The 19,343-nt window shown below is 44.2% G+C and carries 15 protein-coding genes; 7 read left to right on the forward strand and 8 right to left on the reverse strand.

The genetic code is table 11. The features are described from left to right. Positions 1 to 15: 15 nt before the first annotated feature. The gene (locus AC57BQ_RS16225; protein WP_496407283.1) at positions 16 to 486 is read right to left on the reverse strand and encodes a pyrophosphohydrolase domain-containing protein; all 471 of its coding nucleotides are present in this window, start codon (positions 484 to 486) and stop codon (positions 16 to 18) included. A gap of 338 nt (positions 487 to 824) precedes the next feature. Between AC57BQ_RS16225 and AC57BQ_RS16230 the strand changes: the two genes are divergently transcribed. The 3 genes from AC57BQ_RS16230 (at position 825) to AC57BQ_RS16240 (ending at position 3,979) form a co-directional block, all read left to right on the forward strand. Continuing rightward, on the forward strand, positions 825 to 1,232 hold the full coding sequence (locus AC57BQ_RS16230) for a hypothetical protein (RefSeq protein WP_496407284.1): 408 nt from the start codon (positions 825 to 827) through the stop codon (positions 1,230 to 1,232). Positions 1,233 to 1,607: 375 nt separating this feature from the next. After that, positions 1,608 to 2,780: a DUF5009 domain-containing protein gene (locus AC57BQ_RS16235; protein ID WP_496407285.1), complete on the forward strand. Its 1,173-nt coding sequence runs from the start codon at positions 1,608 to 1,610 to the stop codon at positions 2,778 to 2,780. Positions 2,781 to 2,815: 35 nt separating this feature from the next. Next, entirely contained in the window at positions 2,816 to 3,979 is a 1,164-nt protein-coding gene (locus tag AC57BQ_RS16240) for a glycoside hydrolase family 18 protein (RefSeq protein ID WP_496407286.1), read from the forward strand. A 188-nt stretch (positions 3,980 to 4,167) separates the two neighbouring features. Here the strand turns inward: AC57BQ_RS16240 and AC57BQ_RS16245 are convergent, their stop codons facing one another. Genes AC57BQ_RS16245 through AC57BQ_RS16255 form a run of 3 tightly spaced genes read right to left on the reverse strand, consistent with a single transcriptional unit; the run spans position 4,168 to position 6,254 of the window. Further along, positions 4,168 to 4,965: a ThuA domain-containing protein gene (locus tag AC57BQ_RS16245; RefSeq protein WP_496407287.1), complete on the reverse strand. Its 798-nt coding sequence runs from the start codon at positions 4,963 to 4,965 to the stop codon at positions 4,168 to 4,170. Beyond that, the gene (locus AC57BQ_RS16250) at positions 4,937 to 5,692 is read right to left on the reverse strand and encodes a ThuA domain-containing protein (RefSeq protein WP_496407288.1); all 756 of its coding nucleotides are present in this window, start codon (positions 5,690 to 5,692) and stop codon (positions 4,937 to 4,939) included. The genes AC57BQ_RS16245 and AC57BQ_RS16250 overlap by 29 nt, the downstream gene beginning before the upstream one ends. Before the next feature lie 19 nt (positions 5,693 to 5,711). Continuing rightward, positions 5,712 to 6,254: a DUF4468 domain-containing protein gene (locus tag AC57BQ_RS16255; RefSeq protein ID WP_496407289.1), complete on the reverse strand. Its 543-nt coding sequence runs from the start codon at positions 6,252 to 6,254 to the stop codon at positions 5,712 to 5,714. A gap of 175 nt (positions 6,255 to 6,429) precedes the next feature. Here AC57BQ_RS16255 and AC57BQ_RS16260 point away from each other — a divergent pair, with 175 nt between their 5' ends. Continuing rightward, a complete protein-coding gene (locus AC57BQ_RS16260) occupies positions 6,430 to 7,200 on the forward strand; it encodes a ThuA domain-containing protein (RefSeq protein ID WP_496407290.1) in 771 nt (256 codons plus the stop codon). Between the two features lie 732 nt (positions 7,201 to 7,932). Here the strand turns inward: AC57BQ_RS16260 and AC57BQ_RS16265 are convergent. Next, a complete protein-coding gene (locus AC57BQ_RS16265; RefSeq protein ID WP_496407291.1) occupies positions 7,933 to 8,697 on the reverse strand; it encodes a ThuA domain-containing protein in 765 nt (254 codons plus the stop codon). A 283-nt stretch (positions 8,698 to 8,980) separates the two neighbouring features. Here AC57BQ_RS16265 and AC57BQ_RS16270 point away from each other — a divergent pair, with 283 nt between their 5' ends. Continuing rightward, positions 8,981 to 11,899 carry a two-component regulator propeller domain-containing protein gene (locus tag AC57BQ_RS16270; protein WP_496407292.1) on the forward strand — a complete coding sequence of 973 codons (2,919 nt, stop codon included), beginning with the start codon at positions 8,981 to 8,983 and terminating at the stop codon, positions 11,897 to 11,899. A gap of 114 nt (positions 11,900 to 12,013) precedes the next feature. Here the strand turns inward: AC57BQ_RS16270 and AC57BQ_RS16275 are convergent, their stop codons facing one another. From AC57BQ_RS16275 to AC57BQ_RS16285, 3 genes are read right to left on the reverse strand one after another with little or no spacing between them, the layout of a single operon-like run. Then, positions 12,014 to 13,138: a redoxin family protein gene (locus AC57BQ_RS16275; protein WP_496407293.1), complete on the reverse strand. Its 1,125-nt coding sequence runs from the start codon at positions 13,136 to 13,138 to the stop codon at positions 12,014 to 12,016. 16 nt (positions 13,139 to 13,154) lie between these two features. After that, positions 13,155 to 14,984, reverse strand: coding sequence for a glycoside hydrolase family 9 protein (locus AC57BQ_RS16280; protein ID WP_496407294.1), 1,830 nt, complete (start codon positions 14,982 to 14,984; stop codon positions 13,155 to 13,157). 31 nt (positions 14,985 to 15,015) lie between these two features. Further along, on the reverse strand, positions 15,016 to 17,991 hold the full coding sequence (locus AC57BQ_RS16285) for a glycosyl hydrolase family 28-related protein (RefSeq protein WP_496407295.1): 2,976 nt from the start codon (positions 17,989 to 17,991) through the stop codon (positions 15,016 to 15,018). A 484-nt stretch (positions 17,992 to 18,475) separates the two neighbouring features. Between AC57BQ_RS16285 and AC57BQ_RS16290 the strand changes: the two genes are divergently transcribed. Then, entirely contained in the window at positions 18,476 to 18,880 is a 405-nt protein-coding gene (locus AC57BQ_RS16290) for a PTS sugar transporter subunit IIA (RefSeq protein ID WP_496407296.1), read from the forward strand. Then, the gene (locus tag AC57BQ_RS16295) at positions 18,873 to 19,343 is read left to right on the forward strand and encodes a PTS sugar transporter subunit IIB (RefSeq protein ID WP_496407297.1); all 471 of its coding nucleotides are present in this window, start codon (positions 18,873 to 18,875) and stop codon (positions 19,341 to 19,343) included. Before AC57BQ_RS16290 ends, AC57BQ_RS16295 begins: the two co-directional genes overlap by 8 nt.

Raw genomic sequence — 19,343 nt, forward strand, 5'->3', positions numbered from 1 at the left:
TATTTTATTAATGATTTATCCTACGATGCTGCCTAAATCGGCAGGTGAATAGTTTATTGATTTCAGGGTTTTGTTATCTGCTGTACGATAAACCAAAAACAGTCCGTCAATCTCTTTATAGTGCGATTCGGTACCGGCTGTATTGCGATAATGCTCGATAGTTTGGTTAGCTTCCTCAATAGTTTTGCAGGCTTTGCTCATGTTGGAGCGATGCACTTCGTCAAACAGCTCTTTAAATTTTTGACCCAAACCAAATTCCAATACCGCGCCCGACAATACATATTGCAAATCGCAAAGGGCATCGGCTATCTCTACCAGGTTGTTATCATCAACTGCCTGTTGAAGTTCCTTGAGTTCTTCGGCCAGCAGTTCAATACGCAATTGACTCCGTTCTTTTGACGGAATAGCCGGTTCGGCGATAATAGGGTGTTTAAAAGTGGCATGAAATTCGGCTACCTGGTTTAATGAGTTTAAATCTTTGATCATGATATTAAAGCAATATAAGCGCTGCTAAGTTATCAATTAACCCAAAAGCTTTCAAAAAATGATTGTTCTTAAAATTGAAATATTGCCCGGGGTAGATTATTTATGCTATACATATTCATCAATTTAATCAAAATAGCACCCAACTACGGCATTGATAATATACAATTAATATTAAAAATTAATATTAGAGCCTTAAAAATGAACGGAATAGCTCAATTATTTCATTAACAATTACTTAACATTAACTATCTTTATTAACATAAACATAATATTAAACTCACTGTTTATTAACTTAGCTTTGTGCCGAAAATTAATTTAGAATTTCCTTGTCCAATAATATGAAAAACGATAAAAATAAAACCGCCGCAAAAGAGGCCCGCAAAACACTTAAGAAACAATTGAACGATAAACTGTTTGCCCAGATCAAAACTGTGGTAGGCGAATTTGAATCCGATCTGAAAAAGGTAAACAAGGCCATTGAAAAAGCCGCAAAAAACCTGGCTAAAACACTAGCCGCAAAAATAGGTGCAGAAAGCACTACTCCAGCCCTTAAAACAGTAAAAGAAAAAAAGGCAACAACAGCTGCCCCTGCTGCTAAAACAGCTTCTGTTACGCCAGCTCCAAAAGTAGCCGCACCAAAAGTTGCCGCAGCTAAAAAACCGGCAGCAACACCAGCACCTGCACCGGCTCCAGCAAAAACTGCAACCAAAACTACTGCTAAAAAGGTAACAACACCTAAAGCATAAGTTTTATATAGCTATATACCTGGCATAACCATGCTCAAAAATAAGCAAGACCCGAAAAGCGTCTTGCTTATTTTTTGCCTGTTTTTTTATCTGAACAAATCGCAAATCCCCAATTCACCCTTCCCCGGGAGTCCCGGATATTGACCCTTGATCTTAGACCATAAGTCACATCTCGCTGTTTTTAACTATCGTAGTGGTAAAGTAGTGCCTCATTAATATAATCTGGTCAGTTTCCCTTTTAGTTTTGCTTACAGGCAATAAAACAAATTTGCTTAACTTAAACTCGTGTATTTATCTGCCGAAAGCAAGCCTGCATTGCTGAAAACTCAGAGATGTACCATGCCTTATTCATATTTCACAGTTAAACCCGTTTAAATGCAACAGTTACCCAAGCGCCTTTTATCCATCGATGTGCTGCGAGCCATCACCATGTTACTGATGATATTTGTTAACGACGCCAGTGGTGTAAAAAATATCCCCGAATGGATAGATCATGCACCGGGTAAAGCCGACGCCATGGGCTTTGCCGATACCATATTCCCGGCCTTCCTGTTCATTGTGGGCTTGTCATTACCTTTTGCTATCAAAAACAGGCTCAATAAAGGCAATTCCTTTACCTCTATTTTAGTTTACATACTTACCCGGAGCGTAGCATTGTTGATCATGGGCTTTTATCATGTAAACCTGGAAAGTTACAGCAACACGTCCCTGCTGCCTAAAGCGCTTTGGGCTATATTGATCACCCTGGCCTTTTTTCTGATATGGCTGGATTATCCTGAGACCATGGCTAAAGCCAAACGATACACCTTTCAGGGACTGGGCATAGCTATCCTGATCGCCATGGCCATTGTATACAAAGGCAATGATGACGGCGAAATTACCGGCATGCGCCCCGAATGGTGGGGAATATTGGGTATCATTGGTTGGGCCTACCTGATATGCGCCATTGTTTACCTGCTGGCCAAAGGAAAACTGAACTTCCTTTTCCCCGTACTCCTGTTATTCGTAGCCATCAATATAGCCCGGCATACCGGTATTATCCATAAAAGACTCTTCCTCATCGGCGAAGCCTCTTCCCTGTGTTTAACCATGGGCGGCATTGTGATATCAGAGTTATACGCGCGCCTGGTTTCGTTGGGCAAAACGCAACGTATGTGGCTTATCTTTGGGCTTACAGGGGTGTTGCTTATTATACTGGGACTGGTGATACGGCCCTACACGCAAGGCATCTCCAAAATCCGCTCCACCCCTGCATGGATATTTATTTGCAGTGGTATAACCATCCTGGTATTTGAGTTAATGATATATCTGGTTGATGTAAAGGGCAAAAAAGACTGGTTCAAATGGATCTGGCCGGCAGGCACCAGCACGCTTACCTGTTACCTGATGCCTTATTTTCAGGTTTTCCTGTTGATGCTTTTCCATATCACTTATCCGGATATTTTTAATTCGGGCATTATTGGCCTGGCCCGTTCTATGGCTACCGCATTCATATTGATCGCGCTGGTTGGACTCATGGAAAAAAAGCGGATCAGGCTCAAAGTTTAATACATAATCACACCATACTTAAACCTCATCATTACATGATCAACCTAAAACTTCATAAACAGGTAGCGGCCAAAGCCATACTTTGTTTATTACCCTTTTTATTCCCCGCAATCACGCTCAAAGCGCAAAAACTAGCTAAGAAACCCAAATATGTAATTATTGGATATGTTGGCGGTTACAAGGGTGTAGCCAATATGGAAATGGTGAACCCCGAAAAGCTTACCCACATCAATTACGCTTTTGTAAACGTAAAAAACAACCGGGCCTTTTTAAGTCACGAAAGAACCGATACTATTAATTTTAGGAACCTGGTGCAGCTTAAAAAGCGTAATCCAGCCCTTAAAGTACTTATATCGATAGGCGGGTGGACCTGGAGCGGAAATTTCTCTGACGCTGTATTAACCGATACCGCCCGTGAGGCCTTTGCGGCCAGCGCGGTTGCTATCATCAAAAAGTATAACCTGGATGGTGTTGACATCGACTGGGAGTATCCTGCTATGGGTGGCAATACTGGCAACGTTTACCGCAAAGAGGACAAGGAAAACTATACCCTGATGTTTAAATCGTTACGTAAACACCTGGATACGCTGGAAAAACAAACTGATAAAAAGCTTTTGCTTACAGCAGCGGTAGGCGGCTTTAAACGTTTCCTGGAGCACACCGAAATGGATAAGGTGCAGCAATACCTCGACTATATCAACCTCATGACGTATGATTATTTCCAGGATGGCTCGGGTATAGCGGTTCATCATACCAACCTGTATGCCTCCAAACAATACCAAACCGAAAATTATGCCGATAAAGCCGTATCTGATTATATGGCTGCCGGTGTGCCTGCCAGCAAATTGGTATTAGGCGTGGCTTTTTACGGCCGCTCATCAAAAGTACTGGATATTGCCCAGAACGGGCTGGGGATGAAAAGAGGCGAGTACATGCATGTAGGTGGCTATACCCTGATCAAAGACAGCCTACTGAACCGTAATGGTTTTAAATATTACCGCGACCGCAATGCCGAGGCCCCTTATCTGTTCAATGCTACCACCAAACAATTTATATCATACGATGATGAATGGTCGATAAAAGCCAAATGCCATTACCTCATCAAACATAAACTGGCCGGGGTGATGTTTTGGGAATATGCTGATGATAAAAAGGAGTACTTGCTTAATGAAATAGATGCAAGGTTGATAACGAGGTAAAACAATCTCCAGTTCAGACACCTAAACGCGTCATTGCGAGCACAGCGTGGCAATCCCCGATTTGTAGAGTCGCTTTGTATAGTTGGGGATTGCCACGTCGTTCCTCCTCGCAATGACGTTTTTTTTTCAAACTCATCATTTAATTGATATTGCTCATCTGCACATCTAAAATCTGCACATCCGCACATCTACTTTCCTCTCCCCAACCACAGCACCGCGTTCTCAAACAGTTTGTTTTGTGTATCGGAGGTAAATATCTGGTCGCCGTGGCCCATGTTAATGTACAGCATTTTGTATTTGGTATTCGTCCACACTACCGGGATGTCACCTTCGCGGATAATATCCTTTTTACCCAGGGGATAATTGGCCGGATCAAGCGTTACCAACACCTTAATATCTTTATTTAACCGCGGACTTGGTTTCCATCCATACCACTCATTAATAGGCGACACAAAATGAGCCGGGATACCTTTGGTTACCGGATGTTTACTATCATCAATCACCAGCTTTGCCGGTAACGGGGGCCAGCTGTTATTATAAAACACAGCATTGCCCAAAAAGCTCACAAACCAGGGCCATTTGGTATACTTATCGTTATACCCCGCCACGTGAAAACCGATCCAGGCACCGCCATTATCCATATATTTTACAAAAGCGGCACGCTGTTCTTCGTTCTGCGGGAAATCGTTCAGCCAGATGATAAGCTGGTAATTTTTAAGGTTATCATCGTTTAAATTTTTCCAGTTGGTAGTAGCCTCAAAAGCAAAGCCATCTTTAGCTGCCAGATCAGTAAAATATTTAATGGCATCATTGGCAAAGTCAACATGATCCGATTCAACCGTGGTGGTATAAAGTGCCAGCATTTTGAATTTGGAACCTTGGGCAAATATTGCCGTGCAGCACATGACAGTTATCAGCAGGCAAAACAGTTTTTTAAATATCATATCGTTATTAATATTATTTACCAGCAGCCCAGAAAATGGCATTAGTCACCAATTTTACCCAGGCCGGGTTATCCAGCAGATTTGGCGAATGGCCCATGAAAATATAAACGTTACGGGCCTTTTTATGCTCGTTTGTCCAAACTACGGGGTGGTCGCCCATTTTGATATCACCCTGCGGGTCATAGGTTGATTCGTCGACACTGGCCAATACACGCACATTGGGGCGCGGACTTTTATCATAGGTATACCATTCCTCCTGTTGTATCAGAAACGATGCGGGAACACCTTTCATCACAGGATGTTTTTTATCTTCTACGTTGACCTTTCCTTTGGCAAAGGTGGCAATGTAATTTTTGTAGGTGATGCCCCCCATAAAGTTCGAGAACCATTGCCACTCATGATAGCCGTCAAACTCGCCTAAAAGTGTAGCATGATGAAAGCCTACCCAACCACCTTTACCTTCGTCAATATATTTTTGAAAGGCAGCCATGGCCTTCTCAGTCCAGGCATAAGGAACATAATCCAACTGCAAAAACAGTTGATACTGGCTCAAAAAAGCATCATCGATTTTATCGATATTTTGGATATAATCAATAGTAAAGCCCTTTTCAGCGGCCAGTTTATCCAGCCATACTTTGGCGCGTTTGGAGAACTCAATATGGTGCCCGCCATTCTCATACAGCGCCAGTACTTTAAAATGTTTGGTTTGCGCGTTGAGGTTAAAGCAGATAAATATGCCAAGGCAAATGAACAGCAGTAGTTTTTTCATATGTTTTTTTAGTAAGATTTTATTTGTCCATGATGGTTTTAAACGAGGTTAGCAGCGTGCGTGAGTTGTTATTTAGACCCGTAAACAACTTTTTATCCTCTGCCGACCAGGGGTGGCCCTGACGATAATCCCACCAGCGATATTCAATTTTGGAGTATTCATTGGTGATGCCCTTTTCTATAGGTTTTTCATAGTAATTATAGGCGCGATAGGTATACCCGGTATCGGTCACCGCGATGGATACATTGAATTTTAACCAGTAATAGTTGCCTGAGTTGCTGGTAATCACTTTAAACAAGCCTATGCCATTGATGGTTCCGCCTTGCTGATCAACAACAAGTTTGCCTTCCGATTGATCCGGGAACACCGTATTGAACCATTTACTTGCCCGCTTAAACAGTTCGGCTTTGCCGGCTATATTTTTTGAGGTGTTCTCATAATTCACTTTCCCCTTTTTCATGGGGATATCAATTTTAGTAGTATCTGCCTGTGCAAATGCTATTGATGGCAGTGTTAAACAGCATACCATAAAGCAAAGGATAACCAAAGAGATTCTTTTCATGTAAGCGGTAAATAGAGGGTAGTACGTCAGCAGCACTACAACAACCAAATATCTTAATTTGAACCTATATAAAGCCTTTATAGCTGCCCTACTTTACCACTACCTTGCTCCAATTGCTGATACCCAATAAAAAGTTTCAGCTATAATTGCCCGGCCTTCAATCAAAGGTCGTGCTATGAAAACTTTTAAAATTACTTCCATTATTGTGTTGATCATGATTAGTAACATCATGATCAGTCTTGCACAAAACAAACACCCGCGTTTCAAAGCTATTGCCATTGCCGAAGTTGGCGGAGGACATGCCCTGTTTGATGCCGCGGCCAAAATATGGCTGGATAAGCTGGCTATCGATAGTAATTTCACCATTGATTACATCACCAATACCCAACCTATAACTAAGGATTTTCTGAAACAATATCAGTTGTTTATCCAGCTGGATTACCCGCCCTATCCCTGGGGACCAGAAGCTCAGGCAGCTTTTACAGAATACCTGGAGCAGGGCAAAGGTGGTTGGATGGGTTTTCATCACCCTACCCTGCTGGGTGTGTTTGATGGTTACCCCATGTGGCAATGGTATTGCCAGTTTATGGGTGGTATTGAGTTTAAGGATACCATACACGGCGGTACAACGGCGCTGCTTACTGTTGAGGATAAAAACCACCCCATTATGGCCGGATTACCGGCATCGTTCACTACCAAAGATGAATGGTATACTTACAATAAAAGTCCGCGCCCAAATGTGCACGTACTCGCCAGTATTGACGAAAGCACCTACATACCCGATAAGCCTATCAAAATGGGGGACCACCCGGTAATATGGACCAACGAACACATCAAGGCCAAAAACATATACATAGCCATGGGTCATTTCCCAGAGCTTTTTCAGGACAGCACATTTACTACTTTAGTAAGGAACACGATATTTTGGGCGGTGAAGCTTAATTAGTGAATTAGTGATTGGAAATAACTTTTTTCTTTTTGTCAGCAAATAAGCTTCAGGCGTAACCGGGACAGAACTGCTTGATAGGTCACAAAAATGGGTTTACATGGTTTACACTTTTTATGGTTACATTTTTTTCAATTAACTGATAATCAATTAATTGCTTTTGTTTTGCCATAAAAAAACGGTTTACAGTGTAAACCATAATTTATTACTTCCCAAAAGAGCGTAATAGTTCACGAAAATTTTGTTTGAACCTTGATTTTTCACTTATCGTTTATTTTCATTGGTGTTCGAGAGGGCTGCGCCATTTTAAGGGTTAAGGGATTACCATGACTTCTTCTAATTTTCTCCCCGTCAGCAGATAAGCTTCGGATGAAAGCGGGCAGAACGATGGTGGGCGGTGCGGATGCGGGGCATAGCAAGTTTTTGCTGAAGCGTAGGGGAATGCGGGAACGAAGTAGGGCAAAATAATTGCAGCCCTGGTTCTGGCTGCTTTGCAGGGCAAAGGCCAGGAGCGTAAAGAAGCATTTCTGGTGACAAGCCTTTTGGTTACTTTGTGGCTACAAAGTAACTGGCCCTCCCGCGGCCAAGAGCGGGTATACGCCTTGTAGAGACACTCTGTATAGTTTAGAGATTATTAATGTTGTGTTTGTTTTTTATCAGTATTAATGAGCTCCCTCCGGTCGGTTGTCTTCGTACCTCGCAATGACGCGGTGATATTTGATACTGTTAAATCTATTTCGACGCAGCCCACAAGATAGCATCCCTTACCAATACCCCGTAATTCGGATCTTGCAATAACACCGGTGAGTGACCAATACCGATATACACCACCCGGTGAAAATGCTCATTCGTCCAGATGATAGGATGATCACCCATGGGTTTAACCTGTTTATAGGTCGATTCATCGGCGGTAGCCAGTACATGGACCTCGCCACGCGGGCTTTTATTGTATTCGTACCACTCGTCTTCAATTTCCATTTTGGCGGGCAGGTTCCGGGTAACCGGGTGTTTGCGGTCTTCGATTATCACAGTTCCTTTCTGGAAGGCCGGGTGCGGCGAATAGACCACATTGCCCATCATGGTTTCAAACCATTGCCAGTAGCGGGTATTGGGCGCCAGGAACCCTTTTCCGGTTAAACCGGCTGCATGGATACCAACCCAGCCTTTCCCTTGTTCTACAAATCGCTGCAGGGCATCCTGCTGGCTGTATGACATATCAAAGGGTGCCAGCTGCACCATCACAAACACAGCGTAATTTTTCAGGTTGGCATCGTTGATCTTACTAGTATCGTCGGTAATATCTATGGCAAAATGATTTTCATTGGCCAGCTTTTCCAGGAAGGGTTTAGCCACCACCATCATCTTTTCATGATCGTCTGAGCGCGACAATACCGCCAGCACCCGGAATTGTGTTGTTTGAGCTTTAGCACCGGTAAGAGAAAGAAACAGGTAAACGATAATGCCGGTGATCAACTGTTTAAGAAATTGGTGGTACATGAGCTTTAAATTGATGAAGGTGAAAGGCCTTACGAGCGTTTTCAAATGTCAGCACAAGCGCTTGTAATACCAATATGCGTTACCTCTACATTAACACTACAGAAACCCTCAAACAACTTAAATACCGCCCATAATCCATTTATATCTCCCACTACAAACAAAACATTTACCCTTTATATTAAAATGTTTTTTAAATTACCTTTTTAATCCAATTACCGTGCTTACCTGATACTGCCGGTTTTATAAAACATTTTAAAAATACCCTCCGGGGAAAGTTTTGTTGATGAAGAAAATCATTCTATTGATTATTATTTGCCGTGCTTTGGTTTTTACGGCCACAGCGCAAACCACCATTGGCATACCCGCCATCAAAAACTATACGCATACAGATTATAATGCCAGTACGGAGGTATGGGATGTAAAGCAGGACCGTAACGGCATACTCTATTTCGCCAATAACGATGGACTTTTAACTTTCGATGGCAGTTACTGGAAAATATACCCCTTACCCAACAAGGGCACCATCAAGGCTTTGGCTATTGACCCCGATGGGAGGATATTTGTTGGCGGACAGGACGAGATAGGCTACTTTTTTCCGGATGCCAACGGCATCTTGAAATATCATTCCATCAAACACCTGATGCCGCAGAAGGCAAGGCAATTTGCCGATATATGGAGCATTGTATTGTTCAAAAACGAAGTTTTCTTCCGTACCATTGAGTGTGTTTTTGAATATAATAACAACGAGATCAAGACATTTGATGCTCCTGGCGGTTGGCGACTGCTATCAAAAGCGGGCTCACAATTGTTTGCGGAGGATAAGGATGAAGGCCTGATGTTTTTTAAGGATTATCAATGGCAGCCTTGCCATACCCAATTACCAACGGCCAGTCTGCATATCACCGGGGTAATGGATTATAACCGGGATACGGTGCTGGTTACTACATTGAAGCAGGGCTTATTTTTGCTCACCGGATCAACCCTGATTAAAAAGCCTACCGCTATTGACCCCATTTTACAAAACGACCTGGTAAACTGCGCCAAAAAAATTGGCGACGACCGTTATGCCATTGGCACCAAAGCCCGGGGCCTGATCATTATTGATGGCAAAGGCAACGTAGTAGAACGATTCTCCAACAATGAAGGGCTGCAAAATAACAACGTGCTTGGGCTCTTGCTCGATCGCGACAAAAACCTATGGCTCGGCCTGGAAAGCGGCATTGATTTTATTAATTATAACACTTCTGTTAAACGTATTTATGCGAACAAGGATAATCAGCTAAAAAGCAACGCGGTAAGCGTATTCAACAACAAACTATTCATCGGCACCTCAAACGGGCTGTACAGCGTTCCGTTGGATGCCCGGCAAAAGGATATCAGCAACACTAAAGGGGCATTTACCGAGGTAGAAAACACCAAGGGCCAGGTATGGAGCCTGCGCGAAATAAATCATAACTTGTTGGTTGGGCATGAGGATGGCGCTTTGGTGGTTGATAACAACCGTGTAAAACAGATCACCAACCGGGAAGGTGCCTGGCGGTTTGTACCTATCCCCTCGTCGCCTGATATTATAGCTGGCACCTATACGGGTTTACAGCTGATCAAAAACAATGGCAATGATTTTAGGGCTGATACTAAAATGGACGCCCTGTATGAGTCGTTACCTACCCTGGCCAAAGACAATGATGATCATGTGATATGGGCATCACACTCCTATCGGGGTGTTTATAAAATCCAGCTATCCGCCGACAGGAGAAAGATCATCCGTTATACGCAATATACAGATCGGAATGGCTTGCCTTCGGTAATGAACAATCATGTGTATTTTATCCGGGGCAAAATTCTGGTAGCTACGGAGAAGGGTGTGTATGAATATAATAACGGGCTAAATAAATTTGAACAGTCGGCCTTTTACAAGCCGGCCCTGGGCGATTCCTACATAGAGCATTTAACCGCCGATTCGGCAGGCAACGTCTGGTTCATCAGCGATCAGCGGGTTGGGGTGATCGATTTTAGCAAACCCTCGGGCGGTAAGCCATACACGGTGATCTATTTTCCGGAACTTGCCGGGCAAACCGTAAAGAGTGCCGGGTATATTTATCCGTATGATAAGGAAAACATTTTCGTGGGTTCCAACAATGGCGTGTTTCATTTAAATTACCGGCAATATGTACAGTCGGAAACCAAACTGAACGTGCTATTGACCACCGTAAAAGCCATTGCCGAAAAGGACAGCCTGATATTTGGGGGTTATTTTATGAAGGATAATGATGTGGCCGGTGTTCAGGGCAAAAAGCAGATCGTTACCTTATCCAACCATTGGAACTCCTTTCATTTTGAGTACTCTTCAACCCTGTTTGCCCAAAAAAGCAATGAGGAATTTTCTTATAAGCTGGAAGGCTTTGATAGCGAGTGGTCAAAATGGTCGGTAAAAACGGAGAAGGATTATACCAATTTACCTTATGGCCGATACACCTTTTCGGTAAGGGTACGCAACAACCTGGGCAATGCCTCGGCGCCAGTAAGCTATACCTTTGTGGTAGATCCTGCCTGGTATCAAACTATCTGGGCTTATCTCTTCTATCTTTTGCTGGTGATTTGCGCCATTTATTTAGCGATGAAAGAACAACAAAAACGCTTTGACCTGCATCAACAAAAACACGAGGAAGAACAGCGCCGCCTAAGTTACCTGCACAGCCTGGAGCTTGACCGGAATGAGAAGGAGATCATCGCCCTGAAAAACAACAACCTGGAATCGGAACTGAATTATAAGAATAAGGAGCTTGCTACCATCACCATGCACTTGGTGGAGCGCGGCCGGATCCTATTAAACATTCGCGAGGAGTTGGTAGCAGCCATCAAAAAAGTGAACATGCCCGATCTAACCCACGAATTCCGGAATGTGTTTAAACTGGTAACCGATACCGAAAAAAAGGACGACGACTGGAATCACTTCGCCATTTACTTTGACCAGGTACACAACAATTTCCTTTCCATTATGAAAACCCGGTTCCCCGGATTGAGTCCTACCGATCTGAAATTATGTGCTTACCTGCGGCTTAACCTTACCTCTAAAGAAATAGCCCAGCTGATGAATATCTCGCTCAAAGGTGTCGAGATCAGCCGGTATCGCGTCCGCAAAAAACTGGGACTGGCCACTGAGGTTAATTTGTATGATTTTTTGATTGATATTACGAAGTAGTATCCTATTATTCCAAAGGCTGTCATGCTGAGCTTGTCGAAGCTTGGTGGGCAGGCCTCTACGCACGATACTTCGACAGGCTCAGTATGACAGGCCTACTTTCAAATGTTAACTTTACTTATAAATCCTCCCCATTGTAGGGTCATCCCAAATGATCTTTTTAAGCTCCTCGGGATTGATGATACCTTGTTTGCCGTAAATAACTTTACCATCCGGATCAACCAGCATGGTGTATGGCAGGGCGCCGTCCCATTTCGGGTCAACGGCTTCGATCATTTTGTATTTATCGTCGCCGGTATAAATATAGTTGGGGCCTGATGCTTGTTTGCCTTTCAAAAAGCTCAGCGCCTTGTCTTTACGCGACGGATCGTCGGCACTGATGGTTACCAGTTCCAGTCCACGGTCGCGGTACAGGTGCATGATCGTTACCAGTTCCGGAAACTCTGCCACACAAGGACCGCACCAGGTGGCCCACAGGTTAATCAATCTTAATTTATCACTTTTGTTTTTCACCAGGTTGGCAATGCCTATGGCATCGATGGTATCGAGTTTCACAGGTTCATTTGCCCAGGTTACGGCAGCCTTCTGGATCCAGTCCTGTTTTTCGGCCCATTTGATAGAACAGCCAAAGGTTTTGGTTACAGGTACGGTTACTTCTTTGCCGGCTAATACAGCATCGATCGCGTTGCGGGCATCTAAAGAACGCGGTGTTTTGGCGGGGTTCTCCATATCATCAATACGACCATTGTAACGGAGTTTACGATCCTTGTCGAATATAAAAATGTGCGGTGTAGCTACCGGGCCATATTTATTACTGGTGACCTCTGTTTCGCCATCATACAGATAAGGGAAATTAAAGTGACGGTCTTTGGCGCGCACTTTCATATCCTCAAACGAATCACCCACATCGCTATAACCCAGTTCATCCAAACGCAATGAGGCCGGATTGTTAGGATTAATGGCGACCACTTTTACACCTTTAGAGGCATAGTCGCTGGTGAGCTTAACCAGCCTGTCTTCATAAGCCTGCGATGTTGGGCAATGGTTACATATAAACACCACGGCCAGCACTTTGGCATCTTTAAATGATTTCAGGGTATAAGTTTTTCCATCGATACCGGGCAAACTAAAATCAGGTGCCTGAGCGCCTGTAGCTAAGGTGGTATGGTTTACCTGCGCAAAAGTAAACCGCGACAAGGTTAGTAAAGCAACCAGGGTTATCAAACAAAACTTTTTCATATTTTTCTTCAGCTAATTATTCATGTACGGCCACTGCCAATAAGTACCAGGCTGTATGCGGCAGCCATTGTTCGGCCCAACGCCAGTCGTAATCTTTATGGATCTGGGCGTAGGATAAATTAAAGTCGATATCATTTTCGTCATTCAGTCCGCCGGTTACGCCATTTACAATGCCGCCGGGCGCATTGGTATACTCAAACGTGCCAAAGAAACCGTAGGCCGGGTTATTATGCCCTGTGCCCTGCAGCATACTGGCATCAAAAGGGTTCAGGCCCAGGATCCAGTTCAATTGATCAACCGCGAAAGTTTCCAGCTGATCATGGTATGCCTTATCATCGGCAAACAAACCGGCAGCCAATCGAGCGGCTGTAGCCATAGAAGATAAGCGCGCATTTTCACCCTGCCACCAGGGCGAGGCATCACTGCCTTGTGGAAAAAAGAACGATGTACGCCTGTTTCCCGATGTATCCTGCACCAATTGACGGCTATAGCCAAATGGATTGTTTACCTCACGGGTAACCCTCAGCTCAAAATCAAACGAGGCTTTGATGGCTTTTTTGATGGATGCCTGCATGGCTTGATCTGCATAAGGATAGTAATAGATCAGGCTGGTCACCGGTAAACCTGCATCTGATGGATGAAAGAATGGCCTGTCGGTGCTATCGGCTTTCCAATAATTCTGATACCCTTTCCAGGCTGATAGCCGACTGATGAGGTTATTGGCCCGTTTGGTAGCTACTGTTAAATATTCTGCTTTTTTTGTGGCCTTGTATAGTTCGGTTGAAGCGCTTAGGGCGCAGTAATCATCGAGGATATTCTCGTGGCCGTCAAAGGTCATGAGCTTGTTGTTGGCTTCCAGAAATTTGAACGCGTTTTCGGCGGCCTGCAAATATTGCTCGCTGGTAAAATCACCATTTACTTTGATGGTTGATGCCATGGCTAACGCGGCGGTGGCCATACCCCCACCCGAGCGATAACTGGTTTGATAACGGTGCCAGTCCTTATTTACGGAACTATTACTAAACGGCTGATCTTTGGTTTGCTTGATGCGATAAGACGCGTCCTCTGCACGGATCACCCTATCCTTAGCCAGCTTACCCGGCCCGGGAGCCGATACTGATCGATAAAAAGAACCATTTTTGGCCTGCATCCGCACCAGGTAATCGGCACCATACGTAGCCTCATCCAAAATACGGCGGTTGATCTGCCTGAAATCGGTCGTTGTTTTTTTATCGAGGATCTCTTTGGTTTTCAGCAGGCTCCACACCACCAATGGTATCTGCTGCGGATTGAAATAATTAGAGAACGATAGGTGCGAAAAATGTTTACCGTAATCGCCGGTGGCATCATACCAGCCACCGTGAGCGTCAATAGTGTCCTGGGTTCTGCCGGCCAGCAGTAAATGATGATCGGCCTTATCAATTTCGCCGGCAGCACGCTGCCCTTTAAAATAATACACCACATCTGACAGGGTAGCCTGCTCCAACACGTTCTTCCCTATTTTAAACGGATATGAACTGATCTTCTTGCCAGATAACGCCACCTCGATGTGGTAAGTGCCATCTGTATTGAACCCGCTAAAATCAAGTGTATAAAACTCCCGGTTTTTCCACCCCTTTACGCTACCGCTATAGACAGGTTTGCCGGAAAACACCACTTTACCATCCGCATCAAGCAATTGAAATGTTGTGATGGGATAAGCCTTGTCTGTCACCACGATGGCCTTTTTGGCTTTGGTATCTTCATAACCTACCTGGTTGGTCACTACTTTAACTTGCTGTGCAAAGGTTGCAATCGGGAACAAGGCCAGTAAGAAGATCAGGAAACGGGATGTTGTTTTATTCATGGATTGGGGTATTTAAGGTTATATAAATTTATCAATTTATGGCGATGGAATACAAAGCGTCATGGTCAGTAACGTACAATGTTTTCCCATCCTTACTAAAAGCAAGAGATGTAGGGCGCTCCGGAACCTTGATCATGCCGATCTGTTTGCCGGTGTTATCATATTTGTAAATCTGCCCATCAGCTATATACACGTTACCTTTTGCATCAACTGCCGAATCAAATTCGCCACGCTCAGCAAAATATTTCAGGTCGCTCAGGTAACCTTCGGGGCTTACATTGAGTTGCACCGTACGTTTATCATATTCATCGGTAGTATAAACCGGTTTACCGGGATAGGCGGCAACCAGCGCACTTGAACGGGCCAGGTCATACACTACCGGGATAATGGTAACCCCATCGGGAGCTACCCAGCATTCGGTAGCCTTATTGACCGACACGGTGTTAAAATCATGAAAATCGCGCCAGCGATGTGCAGGGTAAAGGGCCTGGTATATGGTCTTACCGGTTGGCATGGCCTCTTTCTTCAACAATTGGATACTCTCGTCCGGATTATCCGTATTTACCGAGTACACCAAACTACCAAAGCCCGAGTTACCCCAGCCACTAAACGAAGTACCGGCAGCATCCGGCGGATTATTAAATACTTCGGGCTTACCATCAACCAAGTAATCGGGTTTGGGTACATATTTAAATACCACCAGCAGGTTATCATTTTTATCACAAGCCAATGAAAGTGGCTCCCAGGGATAGTCCGCCAGTAAACTGATTGTCTTAGTGTTGGCATCCCATTTATAAATCCGCTTCATACGGGCCTCGCTAAAATAGATGTTGCCCTTACTATCGGTACAAAGGCTATTGGCAAACTCAAAACCCGAGGCCAGTTTTTGTACATTACCCTGAGCAGGTTGTTCGCCGGCTGTTGTAGCACTATTGATGACCAGTCGCGTAAACTCCCAGGGACGCACCGTGATATTGGTGCCGATATCATACAGTGGATCGGTAGTGGTATATTTGATCTGGCTATAGTTATGTACGTTCAATAGCTCTACATTTTTATTGTTCCAACTGCGGATGGAGTACGGATAAGGCTTATTTACCCTGATCACTCTAAACATGTACAGATTGGCGAAAGTCATATCTGCACAATTCTCCAGTTCCAGCGGTTGGCATTCAGTGCTTTCCCGGCTCTCTTCTTCCAGTTGTAGGGCATATACTTTCCAGTTGGCTACTTTGTTAAAGCGCACCTCGTTACGTACGTGATGCTCTACCGATAAAGCGTAAATGCGCCCGGGAGTGCTGGTATTGGAAACATAAGCCCCGGCTGCAGCATACGTATTGGCCGACCAGATATTTTTAAACGTGCCGCCACCGCCGTCAGTTACCCAAAGGCTCCAGTATTGCGTGTCCCACATATCGCTGTCGTTACCTTTATACAGGCCGGGCCCGTTTTGTTCACCAGGTTTATTCATACCGCCGTGACCACCTAAAAATTTCACATCATTCAGATAGGAATTTTCGCCGGCCATCCACTTACAGGCAACCGCCCGCGGATTAATACGACCTGATGATAAACCTATACCGGTTACAATATTACTGCCGCCTTTACTTGTTTCGATCATCGGCACAGGTCCGCCAAAACCACCAAAAGCCTGTGTATTATCTTTTAATAAGATCTGCGTAGCTATCGAATTTAACCCGATCAACACCGTATTCGGTCTCAATTTCAAAGTTTCGGTAATACGATATTTCCCCGATGGTACATAAATAGCCGGATACCGATCAATAGCATCCTGTATGGCTTTGGTATCATCCGTTTCACCATCGCCTTTGGCGCCTAATGTTTGCAGATTAGCCCAGGTACTTATCGCCGGGAAATCCGGAATGTCTTTTTTGGCCGGTGGCGGGAAAGATTGTAGGGGTTGAATTTCCTTTATGGTTTTATACACCGGGTCGGCTGTTAGATTATCCATCTGCAAACCGTATATAAAGTTTTTCACTTTGTAGATGGCCCCTCCACCTGCCGTTGTTGTTTTGCTGCGGCGATAGCTGGCCAGTACCTTTACATCCCGGCAATCTACATTACGCAGGCTGATCTGGTTAAAGGCATTGTCCTCATTACTGATGATGATGGCCGGACCAGTCACATGATCAAACCTGCTATCCTCTATAAATAGCTTTTCATGATAATTGGGATGAATTTCGATCACCGTGGGCACATTTTTAACAGTCATACGTACAATGGTTAAGCCAGCCTCCTGGGTACTGATGGCCGCTTTACGTTGTCCCTCAAAATAGGTATCCACCATCATAAACTGCCATCCGGGCGATGGCTTGGTAGTCAGGATGCCGTAATCGCCGTTAAAAAAGCGCACGTCTTCCATCTCATTACCCACATCAAACATCCCCGCTTTGCCCATGCCCACATCAATATCGGCATGGGCTATAAAACTATGCTGGGCATAATGCGTACGCAAAGCCACAGCTACCGGGTTGCCATCCTCAATTTTAAGGTTGATGTTGGAGAGCGCACTGTAAAAGGTAGATGCTCCCGCATCAGATACCTCTTCGCCGGGCTTGGATAGATTATTGACAAACCAGAACATATATTTAGCCTTGCCTTTATCTGTACTATCAGCCACCTGGAACCCAGGTGAATTTTTGGCCAGTATAATAACCGGCCGACTTTTACCATAGCCTATCAATCGTACCGCACGTGGCACAAATATGGTTTTGCTAATGAGGTATTTCCCTTCGGGGATAAACAGTACGCCGAAGCTATTTTTATCCTTCAGATCCTTAATGGCCTGTTGCAGCGCATCGGATACATCGGTTTTGCCATCGGCTTTAACAGGGTATTTATCGGGAGTAAAGTAAACCGCTTCCTTATCCTCCAAACGCTGCTGGTAGAAAGATCGAGCAGCGCCAAATGGTGCATCCGGAGCCTGGGCAAAACCGTGTCCATAAATTAATAATATAAAAAGCGTCAATAAAAAGAACTTCTTCACAATAGGTGTTAGTTTTAGATAAGGTATCACAATTGATATTTGAGTATAACAGGATTATAAAAGCGGTGTTGACCTGCCTGAACAAAATTCGATATTAGTTTTTCCATCTGCTATTTTACCAGCACTACATCACCACTACGGATATTGGCAGCAAGATATTATATCAAATTAGTTACAAAGGATTGCTGGATGGAGCAGGCTTATTTCCCACCCCGGCAGTTCCTGATTTTTTCTGTAGTACCGGCACTATGCGTTTTTGACCCTTAAAACCCTGCTAACAGCATAATTTTCAGTTTGTAGTAGTGGTAATGTAGGGCACCAAAACTATAAAATGGCTTAACTTTATAGCATACTTGCAAAGTGTTATAACCTGGATAAGCCTATCATCATAGCGTTTATTTCGTTTCTAGTTTTTGATTTACTGACCCTACAGATCACTCTTTTCAGGAGCAATAGATCAACTGGGATTTGAATATAAGTACAGATGAGAAAATTCTTAATTGCCACGCACGGGGCCTTTGCCAAAGGGATAAAATCGTCATTGGATATGATCATTGGCGAAACCGATAACGTATTCCTGATCCAGGCTTACCTGGATGATAACATCAGTGTAGAAGATGAGCTGGCTGCTGTTTTAACCAATATTACAGCTAATGATGAACTGGTGATATTTACCGATCTGCTTGGCGGTAGTGTCAATAACATCATGATACGCGAAGCATTGAAACCAAATGTCCATATCGTATCTGGCTTTAACCTGCCTTTATTAATTGAAGTTATTATGGGCGATGCGGACACCCCGGTTACCGAGGTAATAGAAACAGCCATTATCGACGGGAAAGAGCAAATGGTATATGTAAACAAACTGATAACACAACAAAATGATTAAGCTAACCCGCATTGATGATAGGCTGGTACACGGACAGGTTGCGATGACCTGGACACCTGCCCTGGGCGCCGATTGCCTGTTGGTAGCCAATGACAAGGCTGCTACGGACGAATTTTTGAAGATGACCCTGGGCCTGGCCAAACCAGCTTCGGCCAAACTGCTCATCAAAACGTTGGCCGATGCCATCACATTTTTGAATGATCCGCGCGGGCAGAATATGAAAATATTGGTGCTGATTAATTCCGTAAAAGACGCGGCTACACTGGCTGCCGACGTAAGCGAAATAAAGAGCATTAATTTCGGCGGTATCCGTACCAAAGAAGGTGCACGTTCCATAGCCAAGGCACTGGCGGTTACTGATGACGATATCGCTGTTATCCGCGATCTGCATGCTAAAGGCATCGAACTGGAAGTAAGGCAAGTGCCAACTGATACCAAAACCCCGATAGAAACCCTGATTTAA

The organism is Mucilaginibacter sp. BGA-UO-ETr-C110 (genome assembly GCF_059567985.1).